This window comes from Bacteroides sp. 2_2_4 (assembly GCF_000157055.1).
GTDB classification, from domain to species: Bacteria; Bacteroidota; Bacteroidia; order Bacteroidales; family Bacteroidaceae; genus Bacteroides; species Bacteroides ovatus.
In genome coordinates this window covers 371,327-393,806 of record NZ_EQ973355.1, presented here as the reverse complement: position 1 = coordinate 393,806, position 22,480 = coordinate 371,327, and the positions used below count along the sequence as shown (strand labels likewise).

Here is a 22,480-nt window from a genome sequence, read left to right as displayed (position 1 = left end):
GAAAATGCAACTATTAAAACAAATATGGAACGAGCGCCGGTCAAACGGATGGTTGTGGTCAGAACTATTAATTGTTTTTGTGGTCCTGTGGTATGTGGTCGACTGGACGTATGTGACAGCGTGTACTTATTACGAACCGGTAGGATTTGATATTACCGATACGTATTATTTGGAACTAAGCCTGAAAAACGACAAGAGTAATTCCTATCTTTCGAAAGAGCAAAAGAGTACATCTTTAGGGCAAGATATTATCGAGTTGACCAATCGTCTCCGGAGATTGCCGGAAGTGGAGGCCGTTTCAATATCCAATAATGCGCGTCCCTATATCGGGAGTAACTCCGGTAGTATGTTACGTATCGATACATTGGTTAGTAATCCGCTACGGCGTTCGGTAACCCCTGACTTTTTTCAGGTCTTCCGTTATCAAAGTGCTGATGGGCGTGGTTATCAGCCGTTGGTGCAAGCTTTAAGGAATGGCAATGTAGTTGTTGGTGAAAATTTCTGGCCCAAAGATTATAAAGGCGATCGTACGCTGTTGGGTAAAGAAATGGTCGATGTGGATGATTCTACGAGAGTGTACAAAATAGGAGGAGTATCGAAGAAAGTACGTTACAATGACTTCTGGCCTAACTACAGTGATCGGTATGTAGCCATTGTTCTTCCTGAAAAGATAATGGTCGAACTTGATGATGAACTTTATCCTTCAAGTATAGAAGTTTGTCTGCGTGTGAAGCCGGGGACTTCTAAAGACTTTGCGGAACATTTGATGAAATTGTCTGTCAACCAGTTGAGTGTCGGCAACTTATTCATCCTGAAAGTGCATGATTATGAAGATCTGCGGAATGACTTCCAGCAAGGAAGTTATAATCAGGTACAGGTACGTTTCTGGATGATGGGCTTCTTATTGCTTAATATCCTGTTGGGCATTGTCGGCACCTTCTGGTTCCGTACGCAGCACCGTCGTGCCGAGTCTGCGCTTCGTATAGCAGTCGGGGCCAGCCGGATGCAGCTTTGGCAACGTTTAAATAAAGAAGGATTGCTATTATTGACTCTGGCTGCTTTGCCTGCCGCCGTTATCTGTTATAATATCGGCCATCTGGAATTGACTGAAGGGTATATGGAATGGGGAGTAGTGCGTTTTCTTATCACATTTGTCATAACTTACTTCCTGATGACTTTAATGATTCTTATAGGTATTTGGTTTCCTGCTCGTCAGGCAATCCGCATACAGCCTGCCGAAGCACTGCGCGAAGAATAAAAAACTTGGGCTATCTGTTTGTTTTCAATAGATTTAACGTATCTTTGTCGGCATAATATTGAAAACACCGCAGGCTTTAATTATATGAATCGACGCTACTATTGTTTGCTTATCGTTCTGTTTTTTGCTGTTCTTATTCAGGCGGCAGCAGCGGAACGTACATACAATATCCTGTTTATACAGTCATACACCTCACAGACTCCTTGGCATAGCGACCTTAATCAGGGGTTGGTCAAAGGATTTAAAGAAAGTGGCCTGAAGGTGAATATAACAACGGAGTATCTTGATGCCGATTTTGGGCATTCAACTCCGAGAAAGTAATTATGCGTCGTTTTTGTCAGCGTGCTCGTGACAGGCAGACCGATTTGATTATAACAGCAAGTGATGAAGCTTTCTATACTCTTTTTGCCTGTGGAGATTCGTTGCCTTTGCAGATACCGGTCGTGTTTTTCGGCATTAAGTATCCTGATATGGAGCTGATTGCTACTCATCCCAATGTTTGCGGGTTCACTGCCAATCCGGATTTTGATGTCATATTGCGTCAGGCGCAAAAGATATTTCCCCAGCGGAAAGAAGTGGTATGTGTGATAGATAACAGCTTTTTGAGTAACAAAGGCCTTGAAGATTTTGAAGAAGAGTGGAAAATCTTTCAAAAAGACAATCCGGATTATAGAATGAAAGTCTATAATACCCAAAATCATACAACGAGTCACATCATTGCTGCTATTTGTTACCCTCGTAACAGCTACGAACGTCTGGTGGTTGCTCCTAAATGGTCGCCTTTCCTTTCATTCGTTGGCAAAAACTCAAAAGCTCCCGTATTTTCGAGTCAGAATGTGGGGTTAACTAATGGCGTATTCTGTGCATACGATTCCGATAGTTATGCTTCAGCATTATCGGCAGCTCAAAGGGCTGCTTTAGTCTTAAAAGATACATCTCCCCAAGAAATAGGAGTGACAGAAATCACGCAGGGATTCATCTATGACTATAAACAGTTGGATTATTTTCATATTGACCCTGATAAAGTATCCTCTAGCGGAACCATCGTCAACGAACCGTATTGGGAAAAATATAAATACCTTTTTATACTGCTCTATCCGTCTATCCTGGCGTTGCTGATAGCTTCTATCGTGTGGTTGATGCGTGCCAACCGGCGTGAGTCCAAACGACGGATTCAGGCACAGACCCGTCTGCTCGTGCAGAATAAACTTGTGGAACAGCGTAATGAGTTTGATAATGTATTTCATTCCATCCGTGATGGTGTGATAACGTATGATACCGATTTGCACATTCATTTCACAAACCGCTCCTTATTACAAATGCTGCATTTGCCGTATGAGTCAGGGGGCCGTTTTTATGAAGGAATGATGGCAGGCAGCATCTTCAAGATATATTATAACGGTCAGGATATTCTTCATTCTATGCTGAAGCAGGTAGCTGCTAAAGGAGAAAGTGTGAAGATACCCCAGGGAGCTTTCATGAAAGAAGTGCATAGTGATAAATACTTCCCGGTGTCGGGGGAAATAGTCCCGATCCGTTCAAAGGATACGATTACCGGTATGGCACTTTCCGCACGGAATATTTCGAATGAAGAAATGCAGAAGCGTTTCTTTGATATGGCAGTAGACGAAAGCTCCATCTATCCGTGGCAGTTTGATATGGAAACCAACTGTTTCATTTTCCCGCAAGGTTTCTTGAAACGTCTTGGATACGATGAATCGGTTACTACCATCTCCCGTGATGAAATGGATCGCACTATCCATCCTGATGATTTGAAGGAAATAAGTCCGTTATTTAATAGAGCATTGACAGGAGAAGATTCCAATACCCGTCTGAATTTCCGTCAGCGGAATGTCAACGGAGAGTATGAATGGTGGGAATATCGTTCTTCCGTAATCACGGGATTGACACAAGATTCATTGTACAATATATTAGGTGTTTGCCAGAGTATCCAGCGATATAAGACTGCCGAGCAGGAGATGAGAGAGGCTCGTGATAAAGCCCTCCAGGCTGACAAACTGAAATCGGCGTTCCTTGCCAACATGAGTCACGAGATTCGGACTCCGTTGAATGCGATTGTAGGTTTCTCCGATTTGCTAAGCGATACGAGTGGTTTTACAAGCGAAGAGATTGCCCAGTTTATCGGAACCATTAATAAGAATTGCGGCCTGTTACTGGCTTTGATTAATGATATTCTTGATTTGTCACGTATCGAATCGGGAACCATGGAATTTATGTTCGCCGAGCATAACCTGCCGCTGTTATTAAAGACCGTCCATGATTCTCAACGCTTGAATATGCCACCGGGAGTAGAACTGGTGTTGCGTATGCCCGAAAGTGATAAGAAATATCTTACGACAGATAATGTACGCTTGCAGCAAGTCGTGAATAATCTGATAAATAACGCTGCTAAATTTACGAGCAGCGGTTTCATTACTTTCGGCTATGAAGATGATGAGGTTCCCGGCTACACCCGCATCTTTGTGGAGGATACCGGAGTCGGTATTTCTGAAGAAGGTATCCGTCATATATTCGAACGATTCTATAAAGTCGATAATTTCACCCAAGGAGCAGGTTTGGGATTAAGTATTTGTCAGACCATCATCGAACGTCTGAATGGTACCATCTCCGTCACCTCCGAAGTAGGTAAAGGCACTCGTTTCACTGTGCGCCTTCCTAACTACTGCGAATAATCGAACGTTCACTTTTGGGCATAGTGTCCGAAAATGGACACTTTTCTTATTTTCTAATCTGTTGATAATAAAAACTTTACTTTTTTGGCACATCGTTTGATTCTCTCATAGTGGAAAATACTGTGTATAATGAAAAAGAAAAGTATATTGTTTGCTCTTGCTGCCGTTTGCCTGCCGTTGGCATTGTCGGCACAGAAGGAAAGGGAAATAACCTTGAATGAAGCTATTGCTATGGCGCGTATTCAATCTGTTGACGCTGCTGTTGCCTTGAATGAATTGAAAACGGCCTATTGGGAATTTCGTACCTTTCGTGCCGATCTTCTGCCGGAAGTCAACCTGACCGGAACCCTGCCTAATTATAACAAATCGTATAGTTCCTATCAAAATTCGGACGGTTCTTACGGTTTCGTCCGTAATAACACATTGGGGCTTACCGGTGATCTTTCTATCGATCAAAATATCTGGCTTACCGGTGGTAAACTCTCGCTGACTTCCTCTCTCGACTATATCAAGCAATTGGGAACCGGAGGAGACCGGCATTTTATGTCGGTTCCTGTCACATTACAACTTACACAACCCATCTTTGGAGTCAATAATATAAAGTGGAACAGACGCATCGAACCGGTTCGTTATGCCGAAGCGAAAGCAGCTTTTATCACTGCTACCGAAGAAGTGACGATGCGTGCCATCACTTATTACTTTAATCTTTTGTTGGCAAAAGAAAATCTTGGCACGGCGAAACAGAACCAGACAAACGCCGACCACCTTTATGAAGTAGCCCTTGCCAAACGCAAAATGGGGCAGATTTCCGAGAATGAACTCTTGCAGTTGAAGCTCTCCGCTTTGAATGCGAAGGCTGCATTGACGGAAGCAGAGAGTGATCTCAATGCCAAGATGTTCCAGCTCCGTGCCTTTTTGGGAGTAGGAGAGGATGAAGTACTAAACCCGGTTCTTCCCGAAGCTGTGGATGGCCCGAGGATGGAGTACAATCAGGTGTTAAATAAAGCATTGGAACGTAATTCTTTTGCACAGAATATCCGTCGCCGCCAGTTGGAAGCCGATTATGAAGTAGCTACCGCACGCGGAAATTTGCGTAGTGTCGATTTGTTTGCAAGCGTAGGATATACGGGTGAGAACCGGAATTTTCCGGCCGTTTACAGGAACCTGCAGGATAATCAGATTGTTCAGGTAGGCGTTAAGATTCCGATTCTCGATTGGGGAAAACGCCGTGGGAAAGTCCGGGTAGCCAAGAGTAACCGGGATGTGGTGCTTTCAAAGATCCGCCAGGAACAGATCAACTTCAACCAGGATATCTTTTTGTTGGTGGAGCATTTCAATAATCAGGCGCAGCAGTTGGACATAGCGAAGGAAGCCGATGCAATTGCACAGCAACGTTATAAGACCAGTATTGAAACTTTCCTGATAGGCAAAATTAATACCTTAGACCTGAATGATGCGCAGAACTCTAAAGATGAGGCAAGACAGAAACATATTTCCGAACTTTATTATTATTGGTATTACTATTATCAGATTCGCAGTCTGACGCTATGGGATTTTCGTACCAATACCGAACTTGAAGCTGATTTTGATGAAATCATCCGGCAATAGAAAGGGTAGGAAAAAGCTTTTGAATCTTATGGAGGAACTTGCAGTAAATAGTATTATTTTCTATTCCGTTCTTGCTTTTTACAAATTAATTTCGTATCTTAAGAGTTTTAATCCTTTCGAAGACAGGTGGTCATCTTATAGAGTGACAATAGTCACCTTATAAGATGATATTTATCACTCTATAAGGTGACTATTGTCCCGTTATAACGGGATAATTACTCGACTGCATAAACAATTATAAATTACTGTACTGAAAATCTTTATTTAGTGCAGTGGAAAATCTTAAATACAATAATAAGAAAACAGCTTTATTACGTAACTTGTATTATTGAGGCGTGCATTCCGTGATTTATATATCAATCATTTGGTCGCAAACTATTTATTAGTACCTTTGGAGTGTGAGACAAAGTTGTTAATTGACTGGGTAAAACTCAAATATAACTATGATTCTGATAATTGATGACGACAGCGCAGTGCGTTCTTCGCTTAGCTTCATGTTGAAGCGGGCAGGATATGAAGCACAGACCGTTCCCGGTCCACGGGAAGCTATGGAAGTAGTACGTTCCGTAGCTCCGGATTTAATCCTGATGGATATGAACTTCACTCTTTCTACAACGGGTGAGGAGGGTTTGACCCTACTCAAACAAGTAAAAATATTCCGTCCCGAAACACCGGTGATATTGATGACTGCTTGGGGAAGTATCCAACTTGCCGTGCAAGGAATGCAGGCAGGAGCTTTTGATTTCATAACGAAGCCCTGGAATAATGCCGCCTTGTTGCAACGCATTGAAACGGCACTCCAACTTTCGGGCACTCCACAGGAACCAACGCAGGAACAGAACGATTCTTTCGACCGCAGCCACATCATCGGGCGTAGCCAGGGATTGATGGATGTGTTGAATACGATTGCCCGCATAGCAAAGACCAATGCCTCTGTCCTCATTACAGGGGAAAGCGGGACAGGTAAGGAATTGATAGCCGAGGCCATTCATATCAACAGTCAGCGTGCCAAACATCCCTTTGTGAAAGTGAATCTTGGAGGTATCTCCCAAAGCCTGTTCGAAAGTGAAATGTTCGGGCACAAGAAAGGAGCTTTTACCGATGCTTCCGCAGACCGTATCGGACGTTTTGAAATGGCAAACAAAGGGACGATTTTCCTGGATGAAATAGGTGATCTCGACCCTTCGTGCCAGGTGAAGTTACTGCGTGTATTGCAGGATCAGACATTTGAAGTGCTCGGCGACAGCCGTCCGCGCAAGACGGATATCCGGGTGGTATCAGCCACCAATGCCGATTTGCGCAAAATGGTAGGCGAACGTACTTTTCGTGAAGACCTCTTCTATCGTATCAATCTGATAACAGTGAAACTGCCGGCCTTGCGCGAACGTCGTGAAGATATTCCCTTGCTGGCACGTCATTTTGCCGACCGTCAGGCGGTAACCAACGGATTGCCCCGTACGGAGTTCTCTGCCGATGCCCTGCAATTCTTGAGCCGTTTGCCCTATCCGGGGAATATTCGTGAATTGAAGAACTTGGTGGAACGTACCATTTTGGTAAGTGGTAAACCGCTGCTTGATGCTTCCGACTTTGATGCGCAGTATATTCGCCACGATGACGCAAGAGTGACCGAAGGCGCAGCTCTGGTCGGTATGACTTTGGATGAAATAGAACGCCAGACCATTCTCCAGGCGTTGGACCGTTACAAAGGAAATTTGAGTCAGGTAGCTACGGCATTGGGTATCAGCCGTGCAGCACTCTATCGTCGTCTCGAAAAATATAATATAACAATGTGATAAATTTAGGCACGTGCCTAATAATATTAAGATTAACCGTTAACCACAGATAACGTGCGTATAAAAGGATTCTTTTACATACTAGTCTTTCTGCTGCTGGCATTAGGTAGTGTATTGCTGTTCCTTTCCAGTCAACTGAATACAATCTTTTTCTACATAGGGGAGGGGCTGATACTTTTCATCCTCATTTATCTGACCTTTTTCTATCGTAAGATTGTGAAGCCGTTGAATACAATCGGAAGCGGTATGGAACTGTTGCGTGAGCAGGATTTCAGTAGCCGTCTTAGCCCTGTAGGCCAATATGAGGCCGATCGTGTGGTGAATATCTTCAACCGCATGATGGAACAGCTAAAGAATGAACGTCTCCGCCTGCGTGAACAGAATAATTTTCTTGATTTGCTGATTAAAGCTTCTCCGATGGGAGTGATTATAACTTCCTTTGATGAAGACCTTTCGGAATTGAATCCGATGGCTTTGAAAATGCTGGGTGTTCGTTTGGAAGACGTACAAGGCAAGAAGATGAAAGAGATTGATTCTCCGTTAGCAGTGGAATTGGCCAACCTCCCGAAAGGAGAGACGGTAACCGTCCGTTTGAACGACTCGAATATCTACCGGTGTACTCATTCTTCTTTCATTGATCGTGGATTTCAGCATCCCTTCTACTTGGTAGAAACCCTCACCGACGAAGTGATGAAAGCGGAAAAGAAAGCATACGAGAAAGTGATCCGCATGATTGCCCACGAAGTGAACAACACGACTGCCGGTATTACTTCCACACTGGATACGGTAGAACAAGCCCTTTCCAGCGAAGAAGGAATGGAAGACATCTGCGACGTGATGCGTGTATGTACCGACCGTTGTTTCTCGATGAGTCGTTTCATCACCCGTTTTGCCGATGTGGTGAAAATCCCCGAACCGACACTTTCTTCTGTCAACCTGAATGATTTGGTTTTCACCTGCAAGCGGTTTATGGAAGGAATGTGTAATGACCGTCGCATTACACTCCGCATGGAAATGGACGAAAGTCTGAAAGATGTGATGCTGGATGCCGCTTTGTTTGAGCAAGTACTCGTAAACATCATCAAAAATGCAGCGGAAAGCATTGAGACCGATGGGGAAATAATAGTCCGCACCCTCGCTCCGGCCACTGTTGAAGTGATAGATAACGGTCAGGGAATCAGCAAAGAAACAGAAGCTAAACTGTTCAGTCCTTTCTTCTCTACCAAACCGAACGGTCAGGGAATCGGACTTATCTTTATTCGCGAAGTACTGATGCGTCATGGGTGCACATTCTCTTTGCGAACCTATGCCGACGGACTGACCCGATTCCGTATTACTTTCCCCTAATTGTGTCAAATAAGAACATTTCTTCCGTCAAATAGACCTTTTTTCGTCTTGAAATCACTCCTACCTTTGCCCCGCTCAATTCAATAGGATTTAAGGTATGAGATTAATGAAAAAAGGCACATTGACGCTCTTTCTTTTATTGGCTATCAGTATTCCGCTTTGTGCGCAGTATGTGGTACAAGGGGTGGTGACTGATTCTCTGACCAAAGAACCTTTGCCTTATGCATCTGTACGCTTAAAAGACACGACCGAAGGAACTACTACCGGAAGCGACGGACGCTTTTACTTCAAAACCCACCGCTCCGAAGCAGTGCTTGTAATCTCTGTAATCGGATATAATGACTATGTCCGCACCATTCGCCCTGCCCGTAATGCATCCTATAAAGTAGCACTTGCGCCTACTGAATACGCGCTTGGTGAAGTGGTAGTCAAACCCAAACGTGAACACTACCGGAAGAAAGATAATCCTGCCGTAGAATTTGTCCGCCGTATGATTGAAAGCCGTGACAACTACTCTCCCTACGAGAAAGACTTCTGGCAACGCGAACGTTATGAAAAGACCACCTTTGCGTTGAATAACTTCGATGAAGAGAAACAGAAAAAATGGCTATATCGTAAATTTGATTTCCTGACGGAATATGTAGATACTTCTGCCGTTACCGGTAAACCGATTCTGACGGTATCAGCCCGTGAACTGCTTGCCACAGACTATTACCGGAAATCTCCCCGTTCCGAGAAGCAATGGGTGAAAGGACGCAAACAGGCCGGTGTCGATGAGTTTCTCTCTAAACAAGGGATGCAGGCAGCCATCAATGAAGTCTTTAAAGACGTCGACATTTACGAAAACAACATTTCCCTGTTTACAAATAAGTTTGTCAGTCCCTTGTCCCGTATCGGTACAGGCTTTTATAAATATTACCTGATGGACACGTTGCAGATTGCCGGAGAGCCTTGTGCAGACCTTGCTTTCACGCCTTTTAATTCCGAGTCTTTCGGTTTCAACGGACACCTGTATGTGACGCTCGACTCTACCTACTTTGTTAAACGTGCCGTATTCAACTTTCCCAAAAAGATAAACCTGAATTTTGTAGACTACATGTTGCTCGAACAGGAATTTAAGCGTGCCGAAGACGGCACACGCCTGCTCGATCATGAAAGTATCACTGTTGAGTTTAAACTGACCGAAGGGCAGGACGGTATTTTTGCCCGCCGGGTAGCGGATTATAGCAACTACACCTTTACGCCGACTGTCGAAGCCGACAAAGCCTTCACCAAACCCGAACGTATTATTGAAGAGACGGAAGCCCTGTCGCGTCCTGAAACATTCTGGGCGGAGAATCGTCCGCAAGCCGCCATCTCCCAGCAGGAAAACTCGGTAGACCGCCTGATGACACAATTACGCAGTTATCCGGTGTATTACTGGACGGAGAAAGTGCTTTCCATTCTCTTTACGGGATATATTCCTACCTCCAAAGAAGCGCCGCTTTTCTATATCGGCCCGATGAATGCCACTATCAGCGGTAACACATTGGAAGGCCCCCGTATCCGTGCCGGAGGTATGACTACCGCCTGGCTCAATCCGCACCTGTTTGGCAAAGGGTATATGGCTTACGGGTTTAAAGATGAAAGAGTGAAAGGATTGGCAGAACTGGAATATTCTTTCAAAAAGAAGAAAGAATACGCCAACGAATTTCCCATCCATTCATTGAAATTGCGTTACGAATCAGATGTGAACCAGTACGGACAAAATTACCTGTATACAAGCAAAGACAATGTGTTCCTGGCCTTGAAACGTGAGAAGGACGACTGTATCGGCTATTTCCGGCAGGCGGAGATGACCTATACCAATGAGTTTTATTCCGGCTTTTCTTTCCAGTTGACAGCGCGTACACGGAAAGATGAGTCCTCCTACCTGATTCCTTTTTTAAAGAAAGAAGGAGATGCCTACACCCCGGTAAAAGATTTCTCTATCAGTGCGGCAGAGTTGAAGCTGCGTTATGCTCCAAACGAGAAATTCTTCCAGACTCAATGGAATCGTTTTCCCGTATCATTGGATGCACCAGTGTTTACCCTGTCGCATACCATTGCCGGAAAAGGAGTGTTGGGCAGCGATTACACCTACAATCATACCGAAGCCGGTATTCAGAAACGCTTCTGGTTTTCCGCGTTCGGCTATACGGACGTTATACTAAAAGCAGGTAAAGTGTGGGATAAAGTACCTTTTCCGTTGCTTATCATGCCTAATGCCAACCTTTCTTATACCATCCAACCGGAATCTTACTCGTTGATGAATGCGATGGAATTTATGAACGATGAGTATTTCTCGTGGGATGTTACTTATTTCCTCAACGGATGGCTGTTCAACCGGGTACCGTTGTTGAAAAAACTAAAATGGAGGGAAATAGTTTCCTGTCGTGGATTATATGGACATTTGAACGATAAAAACAACCCGGCTTTGAGTGACGGTTTGTTCGCTTTTCCGATAGAGAACACACAAACAATGGGAAAAACACCTTATGTGGAGGCGGGTGTCGGTATCGAAAACATTTTCAAGGTGTTACGTTTGGACTATATTTGGAGGCTCACTTATCGTGATTCGCCCGGGATTGACAGATCAGGCTTGAGAATAAGTCTCCACATGACCTTTTAAAAGTTAAATCCTGCTAATTGCAATGTTTATATGACAAATAAAGACTGTATTAGTAATTAATTAATCTTATTTTTGCATCAATTTTAGTTTAATTTTAATAGAATAGAAATGAAACAAGAAATTAAACCCGCTACCGGGCGTCTTGGCGTACTGGTAGTTGGAGTGGGTGGTGCGGTAGCTACCACGATGATTGTAGGTACACTAGCCTCTCGTAAGGGACTGGCAAAACCGATAGGATCTATTACACAGTTAGCCACAATGCGCATGGAGAACAACGAAGAAAAACTCATCAAGGACGTTGTGCCTTTGACGAATTTGGAAGACATTGTTTTCGGAGGATGGGATATTTTCCCGGACAACGCATACGAAGCTGCTATGTACGCCGAGGTTTTGAAAGAAAAAGACCTGAATGGAGTAAAAGAAGAGTTGGAAGCTATCAAACCGATGCCGGCTGCTTTCGATCACAACTGGGCAAAACGTCTGAACGGTACACACGTGAAGAAGGCTGCTACCCGTTGGGAAATGGTAGAACAACTTCGTCAGGATATCCGCGACTTCAAGGCTGCTAACAACTGCGAACGCGTAGTGGTGCTTTGGGCTGCAAGTACTGAAATTTACATTCCGCTGTCTGACGAACACATGTCACTCGCTGCTTTAGAGAAAGCAATGAAGGAAAACAACACAGAAGTGATTTCTCCGAGTATGTGTTACGCGTATGCTGCTATTGCAGAAGACGCTCCGTTCGTAATGGGTGCTCCTAACTTGTGTGTGGATACTCCTGCTATGTGGGAATTCTCTAAACAAAAGAATGTACCTATCTCCGGTAAAGACTTTAAGAGTGGTCAGACATTGATGAAAACCGTATTGGCTCCGATGTTCAAAACCCGTATGCTGGGTGTGAACGGTTGGTTCTCTACCAATATCCTCGGTAACCGCGACGGTGAAGTGCTCGATGATCCGGACAACTTCAAGACAAAAGAAGTCAGCAAGCTGTCTGTAATCGACACTATCTTCGAACCAGAAAAATATCCGGATCTCTACGGAGATGTTTATCATAAAGTACGTATCAACTACTATCCTCCCCGCAAAGACAACAAAGAAGCATGGGACAACATCGACATCTTCGGATGGATGGGCTACCCGATGGAAATCAAGGTGAACTTCCTTTGCCGCGACTCTATCCTTGCAGCTCCTATCGCTCTTGACCTTGTGTTGTTCAGCGACTTGGCAATGCGTGCAGGCATGTGTGGCATCCAGACTTGGTTGTCATTCTTCTGCAAGAGCCCGATGCACGATTTCGAACATCAGCCCGAACACGACTTGTTTACACAATGGAGAATGGTAAAACAGACATTGCGTAACATGATTGGTGAAAAAGAACCTGATTACTTAGCTTAATCAGTAACCCCAAATAATAAGTTGAGATTGAGATTTACCATCCTATAAAGACTGGTGGATGCTCAACCTCAACTTTTACTTTTTTATTGTACAAATTCCCCATTCGTTGGGGGACTCGTGATACAACCGACTCGTAGTTTGTAATTAGTAATTAGTAATAAATGAAGCGTCCTCCCTTTCTACCTGTTTTTATAGGCACGGGCTTTGGCTCCGGTTTTTCTCCTTTTGCTCCCGGCACGGCTGGGGCGTTACTGGCTTCTATCATTTGGATTGCACTTTATTTTCTCCTTCCTTTCTCTTGGGTATTATGGCTGACTGCCGCTTTGGTGATTGTATTTACATTCGCCGGCATTTGGGCTGCCGATAAGCTGGAGACTTATTGGGGAGAAGATCCTTCGCGTGTGGTAGTAGATGAGATGGTGGGAGTGTGGATACCGTTGTTGGCCGTTCCCAATGATGACAAATGGTTTTGGTACGTGATTGCGGCTTTTGCCTTGTTCCGCATCTTTGATATAGCCAAACCGTTGGGCATACGTCGCATGGAAAGCCTGAAAGGTGGCGTAGGGGTCATGATGGACGATGTTTTGGCGGGAGTGTATAGTTTTATTTTGTTAGTGGGAGCGAGATGGGTGATTGGCTGAAAAAAGTTGCACGGATGATTTCCCAGAAAGGTGGCATCTTCATGTTTTTGAGGGCGCAGCTTTCTGCTCAAATGGCAACTATTGCAGACTTTCTCGTTACGATTCTTCTGGTCAGGCTGTTTGATGTCTACTATGTATATGCCACCCTGGCGGGAGCTATCTATGGAGGAATCGTTAATTGCGTTATCAACTATAAATGGACTTTTAAATCGAAAGGAAAGAAAACACACGTTGCTGTAAAATTTATCCTTGTATGGGTTTGCAGCGTTTGGCTCAATACGTGGGGAACGTATGCACTGACGGAATCATTAGCGAAGATTCCCTGGGTACGCAACACGCTTAGCCTGTATTTCGGAGATTTCTTCATTATCCCTAAAGTGGTAGTGGCAATCATCGTGGCACTGTTTTGGAATTATAATATGCAGCGCTTTTTTGTTTACCGGAATATAGATATCAGAAGTTTATTCGGAAAAAGAAACTGAAAAAACGGATTGAAAAGACTGATGAAAAAACGAAAGAATTAGATATATACAGATTGAAAAAACAGAAGATTTAGATATAAACAGATTTAAACAGATGAATTACAGAGATTATTTACAACAGCTGATTTATAAGATTATCAATCCCCTGATACGCGGAATGATTAAAATAGGGATCACTCCCAACTTTATCACCACTACCGGATTTGTGCTCAATGTAGTAGCGGCAGGTATGTTTGTGTATGCCGGCATTTATGGCGGACAAAACGATCTGGCCATTATCGGCTGGGCAGGAGGTGTGATTCTGTTTGCCGGATTGTTCGATATGATGGATGGGCGTGTGGCTCGCTTGGGCAATATGAGTTCCAAGTTCGGTGCGCTTTACGATTCGGTACTCGACCGTTACAGTGAATTGATGACTTTCTTTGGTATCTGTTACTATTTATCAATGAAAGATTATTTCCTTTATGCACTCATTGCATTTGTGGCACTAATCGGCTCACTGATGGTAAGCTACGTGCGTGCCCGTGCCGAAGGCTTAGGAATTGAATGTAAAGTCGGATTCATGCAACGTCCGGAACGCGTAGTGCTGACCAGTCTCGGAGCTTTGTTCTGTGGCGTTTTCAAAGATATCACCGTTTTCGAACCAATCCTGATTATGATTGTTCCTCTGGCTTTTGTTGCCCTGTTTGCCAATATCACGGCATTTGCTCGTGTGAGACATTGCTACAAAGCGATGAAAGAATGAATTAATTTATTGTTGGACGATTTACTATTTACATCGTACATCCTAAATAGTACATCGTAAATAGTCCAATAGTAAATAGTCTAGTTGTCTAATCAAAACATTATAATGATAAAGAATATTCAAATGCCGTCGAAGAGAGAAGCCCTGACTGTGACAGTCATTATGGCTCTTTTCCTTTTGCTGACAAGTATCTTCATCGGGCTTCGTTCCGAGCACCTGTTAATGGCGGTACTCTATTTAGTTTTATTTTTTGCCGGATTACCTACTCGTAAGTTGGCTGTGGCCCTGTTACCTTTCGCCATTTTTGGAATCTCGTATGACTGGATGCGTATTTGCCCCAACTACGAAGTGAACCCGATTGATGTGGCCGGACTGTATAATCTCGAAAAGTCTCTTTTCGGAGTAATGGATAATGGTCTTCTGGTTACTCCTTGCGAATACTTCGCTGCACACAACTGGCCGATAGCGGACGTTTTTGCCGGAATCTTCTACCTTTGTTGGGTTCCCGTTCCCATCCTGTTCGGTCTTTGCCTGTATTTCAAGAAGGAAAGAAAAACCTACCTTCGCTTTGCGTTAGTATTCTTGTTTGTCAATTTGATTGGTTTTGCCGGTTATTATATTCATCCGGCCGCTCCGCCTTGGTATGCCATCAACTACGGTTTCGAACCGATATTAAACACACCGGGTAATGTTGCAGGATTGGGACGCTTTGATGCATTCTTCGGAGTAACCATCTTTGATTCTATCTACGGGCGTAATGCTAATGTTTTTGCGGCAGTGCCTTCACTGCACGCGGCCTATATGGTAGTTGCATTGGTGTATGCCATTATTGGTAAATGCAGGTGGTATGTGGTTACTCTTTTCTCTATTATCATGGTCGGCATTTGGGGAACAGCTATTTATTCATGCCATCATTATATCATTGATGTATTACTTGGCATCTCTTGCGCGTTAATCGGTTGGCTGGTATTCGAATACATATTGATGAGAATCCCGGCGTTCAAAAGATTCTTCGAAAGATATTATACGTATATAAAGTAAGATTATATGTGAATAAAGTGAGATATATACCCATACAAAAAGCAAGTATATACTCATATAAAAGCAGATATATACCCATATAAAAAATAGATATAAGTCTCACAAATAGTGAAGAACAAGTACCGTAATATATTTCTCGCTTTTGGTATCATTGCCGTTCTGATAATGATATTCACTTTTGATATGGATTATCAGGAGCTTTGGCTGAATTTGAAGCGTGCAGGGGTATATTTACCTTTGGTTTTGTTGCTATGGCTGTTTGTCTACCTTATTAATACAGTATCGTGGTACATCATCATCCGTAGTGGTGGTAAGACGGGGTTTTCATTTGTCCGGCTCTACAAATTCACAGTAACAGGTTTTGCGCTTAATTACGTGACTCCTGTTGGGCTGATGGGAGGCGAACCATATCGTATTATGGAGCTGAAACCCTATATAGGAATAGAACGCGCCACCTCTTCCGTGATTCTTTATGTGATGATGCATATCTTTTCCCACTTTTGCTTTTGGTTAAGTTCAGTGTTGCTTTACGTTTGTCTCTATCCGGTGGGGTGGATGATGGGGATAATCTTAGGAGCTATTACTGTCTTTTGCTTGCTGATTGTTATTCTTTTTATGAAAGGCTATCGGCAGGGGATGGCTGTGGCTTTTGTCCGTATGGGTGGTCGTATTCCTTTTCTGAAAAAGAAAGTATTTCATTTTGCAAATGCGCATAAAGAGAAGTTGGAGAATATAGACAAACAAATTGCCCTTCTCCACCAACAAAAGAAACAAACCTTTTATAGCGCCCTCTTACTGGAATATATCGCCCGTGTAGTCAGTTGTCTTGAAATATGGCTGATACTGAACGTGCTGACCACCCATGTCAGCTTTGCCGACTGCTGCTTGATTGCGGCTTTCTCTTCTTTACTTGCTAATCTGCTGTTTTTCCTGCCTATGCAATTGGGAGGTCGTGAAGGTGGCTTTGCCCTCGCCGTAGGCGGCCTTTCCCTTTCCGGAGCTTACGGAGTCTATGCCGCTTTGATTACCCGTGTACGCGAAATGGTCTGGATTGTAATCGGACTTGTACTAATGAAAGTAGGAAATTTTAAACAATCAAAAGAAAGATATTCTGCTTAAATTTATAACTTTGTCTGATCTATAAAGACTCTTATGAAGGGCTCTATAAAAGAACTTATAGAAAAACTTGTCAAAGGAGTTCTATTTGGATCTATAGAAAAGACTGACGAAAAGACCTATAAAGAAAACGACAATGAATAATTTTATCTTTTACAGCCCTACTGAATTCGTGTTCGGTCGGGATACGGAAGCGCAGACCGGAGTGTTAGTACAGAAATACGGTGCACGCAAAATAATGATTGTTTATGGTGGTGGCTCTGTGATACGCAGCGGATTATTGGCTCGTGTTGAGAAATCATTGCAGGAAACAGGTATTCCCTATTGTATGCTGGGCGGTGTACAGCCTAACCCGATAGACACGAAAGTGTATGAAGGAATCGACCTCTGCCGGAAAGAAAACGTAGACATGATGCTCGCCGTTGGTGGTGGCTCTGTGATTGATACGGCGAAAGCCATTGCAGCCGGAGTTCCTTACAACGGAGATTTCTGGGATTTCTACATCGGAAAAGCCATTGTGACGAAAGCATTGAAAGTAGCCGTTGTGTTAACGATTCCTGCTGCCGGAAGCGAAGGTTCCGGTAACACCGTCATCACGAAAGTCGATGGCTTACAGAAATTAAGCCTCCGTGCTCCCGGTGTATTGCGTCCTGTTTTTGCCGTGATGAACCCCGAGCTGACCTACACACTTCCTCCTTTCCAAACCGCCTGCGGCATTGCCGATATGATGGCACACATCATGGAACGCTATTTCACCAACACGAAAGATGTAGAAATAGGCGATCGCCTGTGCGAAGGTACACTGCTTGCCATCATCAAAGAAGCAACCACCGTCATGAAAGAACCTGAAAACTACGGAGCCCGTGCCAATCTGATGTGGTGCGGAACGATCGCCCACAATGGAACCTGTGGTGTAGGTTGTGAAGAGGACTGGGCTTCCCACTTCCTCGAACATGAAATCAGCGCCATCTATAACGTGACTCATGGTGCCGGACTCTCCGTAATCTTCCCTGCCTGGATGACATGGATGACAGAACACAATGTGGATAAGATAGCCCAATACGCCATCCGAGTGTGGGGAGTGGCAGAATCAGACGATAAAAAGGCGGTAGCCCTTGAAGGAATTTCCCGTCTGAAATCCTTCTTTACTTCCATCGGCCTGCCTGTGACCTTCAAAGAACTTGGCATTGAGAATCCCGACATCGACCGCCTTGCAGATAGTCTGCACCGGAATAAAGGTGAATTGGTAGGCAACTATGTCAAATTAGCGAAACAGGACAGCAAAGAGATATACCGTCTGGCATTATAAAAAAAACAGATATAACCGACAGCTGCATCATTTGCCTTTTGATAGAGGATAAATGATGCAGTTATTCTTTTTGCTATTGATTAATACCTAAACAGAAGCAAAAAGATTTTGCTTTAATTATATTTTGGTATAATAGTTGTGTAAAATACCTAAAATTCGTGATTGCTCCGTCTATCATATAAGAATACTTTTGCGGGTGTAATAACTATATATATCCGTTATGCAAAAGCTAAATTCCGGGGCTTTGAATAGAATCTTATTGTTTGTATACATTTTATCACTATCTACTAATGCAATAGCCCAAAACAAAAATAATTCAAAAGAGACATATCTTCTTCCTCCACACGGAAATTATGTTTATGGCCGGGTGATTGAGAAACTCTCTAAAGAACCGATGGTAGGAGTGACGATTCGTTTGGATGGTCATTCTACTGGTGTAATTACCGATATAAACGGTTGCTATGTATTGACCCTGCCCGAAAAAGGCGGTCTGGTTATCTATTCTTACATCGGTTTTGAAACCCGTAAAATCAAAGTCACTTCCCGGCAGAAAGTCGATGTGCAGATGGTAGAAGCTACCGAAAGTATTCAGGAAGTGATTGTAACCGGCTATAACTCCATACAGAAAGAAAGTTTCACAGGAAATACCACAAAGATAGAGAAAGAAGACCTGTTAAAAGTCAACCCGAACAACCTGATTTCGGCCATTCAGACTTTCGATCCCTCTTTCAGAATACAGGAGAATCTGGCTGCTGGTTCCGATCCCAACAGCCTGCCTCAATTCGTCTTGCGTGGTCAGACCGGTATCGGAGAAACGACACTTGGGCAGACCTCCACCTCCTCCATTTCGCGGGAAGTGCTAAGCGGTAATTCCAACCTGCCTATCTTCATACTGGACGGCTTTGAAGTCGATGTAGAAAAGATATACGACCTCGATATGAATAGCATCCACAGCATCAATATCCTGAAAGATGCTGCCGCCACTGCCATGTACGGTTCACGTGCGGCCAACGGAGTAATTGTCATTGAACGGCGTGCGCCCGAAGCCGGAAAGTTCCGTGTACAGTATTCCGGAGTACTTTCTGCCGAACTGCCGGATTTATCCTCCTACAATCTGATGAACGCCCGTGAGAAGCTGGAAACCGAACGCCTGGCAGGACTATATGACAGCAACACCCCGGAAATAGACCCCTATACCAACGGTTACTACCAACGACTCAATAATGTACTGACAGGTGTCGATACCTATTGGCTTTCTCAAGGACTGCGCACGGCTCTGAACCATAAACACTCCGTTTTCATAGACGGTGGAGAAAACGACGTGCGCTGGGGAGTGGAACTGGGATTCAGAGGAACGGAAGGAGTGATGAAACACTCTTCCCGTAAGAATGCCAATGCCGCTTTTTATGTAGACTACCGCATTGGCGGACTACAAATAAAGAACAAAGTGACCTACACTTATAACAAAAGCACAGATGTCCCCTTCAATTCATTCAGCGATTACTCCCATTTACTTCCTTATATGCGTCTGTATGATGAAAATGGCGATTATGTGCGCCGTCTCGAAAAGTTCGACGGGGCTAGCGGCACACAAGTAAATCCACTGTACGAAATCAACTTCTACAACAGCTTCGACCATTCCGGTTATGATGAAGTAACCGATGATCTTAGTCTGAATTGGCGTATCACCGACGGTCTGCGTCTGCGCGGTCAGTTCTCCGTCCTGATGAGAAATTCTACCGGTGATCTGTACAAAGATCCCGCATCGGCCAGTTATTCAGCCAGTACAGGCAACATCAATGGTGAAAAAACAGAATCCACACAAAAGAGAACAGTGATAGACGGAAGCCTGTCACTCATGTACAACAATACCTTCAAGGGACACAATCTCAATATCTGCTTGTCCTCCAACATGAGACAAACGCAGAGCACTGCTTCCGAAACACGTTACCGGGGATTCCCTGGTGGCGACCTTGTCTCTTCAAACTATGCGGCAGAAGTATACGGAAAGCCCAGCAGCTCCGACAATACCACCCGCTTGGTAGGAGCCTTGCTTACTTCCAACTACACCTATAACAATATCTATCTCGCCGACCTTACAGGACGTATCGACGGTTCTTCCGAATTTGGTTCCGATAAAAGATGGTCCATGTTCTGGTCAACAGGAGCAGGAATCAACATTCATAATTATGATTTTATGAAGTCGAACGAACTCTTCTCCATGTTGAAGTTCCGTGCCTCCTACGGACTGACCGGAAAGACCAACTTCTCCCTCTATTCGGCCAAAGATATGTATCAGCTGCAAACAGACAGCTGGTATCCCACAGGCTACGGTGTATTCCTCTATCAGATGGGAAATCCGAACCTGAAATGGGAACGTAAATACACCCTCGACTATGGAGTTGAAATCGGACTGTGGCACGATAAAATCTATCTGAAAGCCTCTGCCTACGACGAGCGTACCATCGACCTGATAACCGATTATACCATCCCTTCCTCTACCGGATTCACCTCCTACAAAGAAAACATGGGAAAGGTGAAAAACACCGGCGTCGAACTGGAACTGCGGGCACGACTTTACAGTGACAGAAACTGGCTCTTCCAGCTCTACGGCAGCTTTGCAAGAAACAAAAACACGATTATTGAAATCTCCCAGGCAATGCGCGACTATAATAAAAGAGTGGAAGAACTGTTCAGCGGATATAACCCCGAAAGCAGCTCCGATTCAAAATATGCTAAAACATACCTGAAATATTACGAAGGAGCCTCTCTGACCTCTATTTACGGGATGAAGTCATTGGGAATCAGCCCCACAAACGGCAAAGAAATCTACCTTCGCCGGAATGGTGACGTTACCGATGTATGGTCTGCCGACGAATGGACCATTATTGGCGATACAGCTCCCAAGGGACAAGGCTCATTCGGTTATACCCTGTCCTATAAACAGTTATCCATGTTTGCTTCTTTCCTCTATACTTTTGGTGGAGATGCTTACAACAATACCCTCGTCTCCTATGTAGAGAATGCCGACATTAAAAATGACAATGTAGATAAGCGGGTATTGCTCGACCGTTGGCAGAAACCGGGAGACATAACCACCATGAAAGATATTCGTGACCGTAATGTCACCACCGGCGCATCTTCGCGTTTTGTACAGAAAAACAATACCCTGCAATGGAGTTCATTGACAATGAGCTACAATTTCCGTCCCGAACAATTAAAGAAACTCCATCTATCCGGCCTGCGTCTTTCGTTCACGATGAACGACCTGTTCTATTGGTCTACCATCCGTCAGGAACGGGGACTGGATTATCCTTATTCGCGTTCATTCAATCTGACTACTAACATCATATTCTAACCATACAAATGAAGAAACTAATCAGCCATATACTAATAGCCCTGACAGGAATGTTAGCCGTTTCCTGCAATGCCTGGCTGGACGTAACACCAGAAAATGCGATAGCCGACGACGATCTGTTTTCCACCGGTTTCGGCTACCGGAATGCCTTGAATGGTATCTACACCAATCTGGCGTCCGACGAACTTTACGGTAAGCAACTAAGCTGGGGATTCCTTAGTGCCATCTCCCAGCAATACAATCAAAAGGCGGGAACCATCTCTCCGATGTATGCCGACGCTTCCGAACTTATCTATAACACGGTCGACACCGAACCCGTCGTGACAGCTATCTGGGAAAAAGGCTATAAAGTGATAGCCAACCTGAACAAGCTCATCGAGAACATCCGGCCCACGGACATCTCTTTGTTCGAATACGGAGAAGAAGAGAAAAACCTCATTTACGCCGAAGCCTTGTCATTAAGAGCCATGATGCATTTTGACCTGCTTCGCTTGTTTGCTCCTGCAACGGCAACCAATCCTTCGGGCGCCTATCTTCCTTACCGCGATAAATACGAAGCCGCAGTGGTAGAAAAATGTACCGTTACCGATTTTATCGAGAAAGTCCTGAAAGACCTGCTCGAAGCGGAAGACATTCTGCGTAAGTTTGACACCGAATACCATCCCGAAGCGATGTACGCTTCACAAATGTACGAACCTACTCCCGAATGGAATGCCCGCTACCGCTTCAACTCCGGTTCCTATATAGACGATATGGGAGCATTCTTCTGGTATCGTGGCATCCGCTTCAACTATCTGGCATTGCTGGGGTTGAAAGCCCGTGTCTGCATCTATGCCGGTCCTGCCTATTACAAGAATGCCGAGACAGCCGCCAAAGAACTTTACAACACCTATTATCAGCAGAAACGGTGGATAGGCTTTACAGAAGGAGAGAACATTACCTGCAATCTCAATTCCCGATATACAAAAGTCTCCCACGACATATTGTTCGGCTTGTACAAGAAACAGCTGGCTACGGATTATGAACAGGCCGTATGGGGCT

At 44.2% G+C, this 22,480-nt stretch carries 14 protein-coding genes and 1 pseudogene; all 15 read left to right on the top strand.

Features of this window, described 5'->3' with window-relative positions; translation table 11 throughout:
• Positions 1-4 precede the first annotated feature (4 nt).
• Positions 5-1,258, top strand: coding sequence for an ABC transporter permease (locus tag BSCG_RS25570; protein WP_008774687.1), 1,254 nt, complete (start codon positions 5-7; stop codon positions 1,256-1,258).
• A gap of 84 nt (positions 1,259-1,342) precedes the next feature.
• Positions 1,343-3,951: pseudogene (locus BSCG_RS25575) on the top strand (ATP-binding protein).
• Between the two features lie 129 nt (positions 3,952-4,080).
• Positions 4,081-5,559 (top strand): TolC family protein, encoded by a 1,479-nt coding sequence (locus BSCG_RS25580; RefSeq protein ID WP_008774685.1) that lies wholly within the window; start codon positions 4,081-4,083, stop codon positions 5,557-5,559.
• A 443-nt stretch (positions 5,560-6,002) separates the two neighbouring features.
• Entirely contained in the window at positions 6,003-7,352 is a 1,350-nt protein-coding gene (locus BSCG_RS25585) for a sigma-54-dependent transcriptional regulator (RefSeq protein WP_008774684.1), read from the top strand.
• 54 nt (positions 7,353-7,406) lie between these two features.
• Positions 7,407-8,699, top strand: coding sequence for a sensor histidine kinase (locus BSCG_RS25590; RefSeq protein WP_008774683.1), 1,293 nt, complete (start codon positions 7,407-7,409; stop codon positions 8,697-8,699).
• A gap of 97 nt (positions 8,700-8,796) precedes the next feature.
• Positions 8,797-11,349 carry a DUF5686 and carboxypeptidase-like regulatory domain-containing protein gene (locus BSCG_RS25595; protein WP_032849266.1) on the top strand — a complete coding sequence of 851 codons (2,553 nt, stop codon included), beginning with the start codon at positions 8,797-8,799 and terminating at the stop codon, positions 11,347-11,349.
• Between the two features lie 108 nt (positions 11,350-11,457).
• Entirely contained in the window at positions 11,458-12,747 is a 1,290-nt protein-coding gene (locus tag BSCG_RS25600) for an inositol-3-phosphate synthase (protein ID WP_008774681.1), read from the top strand.
• 161 nt (positions 12,748-12,908) lie between these two features.
• The gene (locus BSCG_RS25605) at positions 12,909-13,388 is read left to right on the top strand and encodes a phosphatidylglycerophosphatase A (protein ID WP_004326579.1); all 480 of its coding nucleotides are present in this window, start codon (positions 12,909-12,911) and stop codon (positions 13,386-13,388) included.
• A 14-nt stretch (positions 13,389-13,402) separates the two neighbouring features.
• On the top strand, positions 13,403-13,870 hold the full coding sequence (locus BSCG_RS25610; RefSeq protein WP_004311318.1) for a GtrA family protein: 468 nt from the start codon (positions 13,403-13,405) through the stop codon (positions 13,868-13,870).
• Positions 13,871-13,964: 94 nt separating this feature from the next.
• Positions 13,965-14,615 carry a CDP-alcohol phosphatidyltransferase family protein gene (locus tag BSCG_RS25615; protein WP_008774680.1) on the top strand — a complete coding sequence of 217 codons (651 nt, stop codon included), beginning with the start codon at positions 13,965-13,967 and terminating at the stop codon, positions 14,613-14,615.
• A gap of 123 nt (positions 14,616-14,738) precedes the next feature.
• Complete coding sequence (locus BSCG_RS25620) at positions 14,739-15,656, top strand: phosphatase PAP2 family protein (protein ID WP_004326585.1); 918 nt, start codon at positions 14,739-14,741, stop codon at positions 15,654-15,656.
• A 108-nt stretch (positions 15,657-15,764) separates the two neighbouring features.
• Positions 15,765-16,775 carry a lysylphosphatidylglycerol synthase transmembrane domain-containing protein gene (locus BSCG_RS25625; protein WP_008644672.1) on the top strand — a complete coding sequence of 337 codons (1,011 nt, stop codon included), beginning with the start codon at positions 15,765-15,767 and terminating at the stop codon, positions 16,773-16,775.
• 133 nt (positions 16,776-16,908) lie between these two features.
• Entirely contained in the window at positions 16,909-18,081 is a 1,173-nt protein-coding gene (locus BSCG_RS25630) for an iron-containing alcohol dehydrogenase (protein WP_008644673.1), read from the top strand.
• Positions 18,082-18,301: 220 nt separating this feature from the next.
• Positions 18,302-21,439 carry a SusC/RagA family TonB-linked outer membrane protein gene (locus BSCG_RS25635; RefSeq protein WP_008644674.1) on the top strand — a complete coding sequence of 1,046 codons (3,138 nt, stop codon included), beginning with the start codon at positions 18,302-18,304 and terminating at the stop codon, positions 21,437-21,439.
• An 8-nt stretch (positions 21,440-21,447) separates the two neighbouring features.
• Positions 21,448-22,480 (top strand): RagB/SusD family nutrient uptake outer membrane protein (locus BSCG_RS30315; protein ID WP_241762133.1); only part of this gene is annotated, 1,033 nt, incomplete at its 3' end.

Bases quoted from the DNA above. Each gene is read 5' to 3' on its own strand.
- BSCG_RS25635 (WP_008644674.1), top strand. From the start codon at position 18,302: ATGCAAAAGCTAAATTCCGGGGCTTTGAATAGAATCTTATTGTTTGTA.
- BSCG_RS25585 (WP_008774684.1), top strand. From the start codon at position 6,003: ATGATTCTGATAATTGATGACGACAGCGCAGTGCGTTCTTCGCTTAGC.
- BSCG_RS25595 (WP_032849266.1), top strand. From the start codon at position 8,797: ATGAGATTAATGAAAAAAGGCACATTGACGCTCTTTCTTTTATTGGCT.
- BSCG_RS25615 (WP_008774680.1), top strand. From the start codon at position 13,965: ATGAATTACAGAGATTATTTACAACAGCTGATTTATAAGATTATCAAT.
- BSCG_RS25605 (WP_004326579.1), top strand. From the start codon at position 12,909: ATGAAGCGTCCTCCCTTTCTACCTGTTTTTATAGGCACGGGCTTTGGC.
- BSCG_RS25630 (WP_008644673.1), top strand. From the start codon at position 16,909: ATGAATAATTTTATCTTTTACAGCCCTACTGAATTCGTGTTCGGTCGG.
- BSCG_RS25580 (WP_008774685.1), top strand. From the start codon at position 4,081: ATGAAAAAGAAAAGTATATTGTTTGCTCTTGCTGCCGTTTGCCTGCCG.
- BSCG_RS25620 (WP_004326585.1), top strand. From the start codon at position 14,739: ATGCCGTCGAAGAGAGAAGCCCTGACTGTGACAGTCATTATGGCTCTT.
- BSCG_RS25570 (WP_008774687.1), top strand. From the start codon at position 5: ATGCAACTATTAAAACAAATATGGAACGAGCGCCGGTCAAACGGATGG.
- BSCG_RS25600 (WP_008774681.1), top strand. From the start codon at position 11,458: ATGAAACAAGAAATTAAACCCGCTACCGGGCGTCTTGGCGTACTGGTA.
- BSCG_RS25610 (WP_004311318.1), top strand. From the start codon at position 13,403: ATGATTTCCCAGAAAGGTGGCATCTTCATGTTTTTGAGGGCGCAGCTT.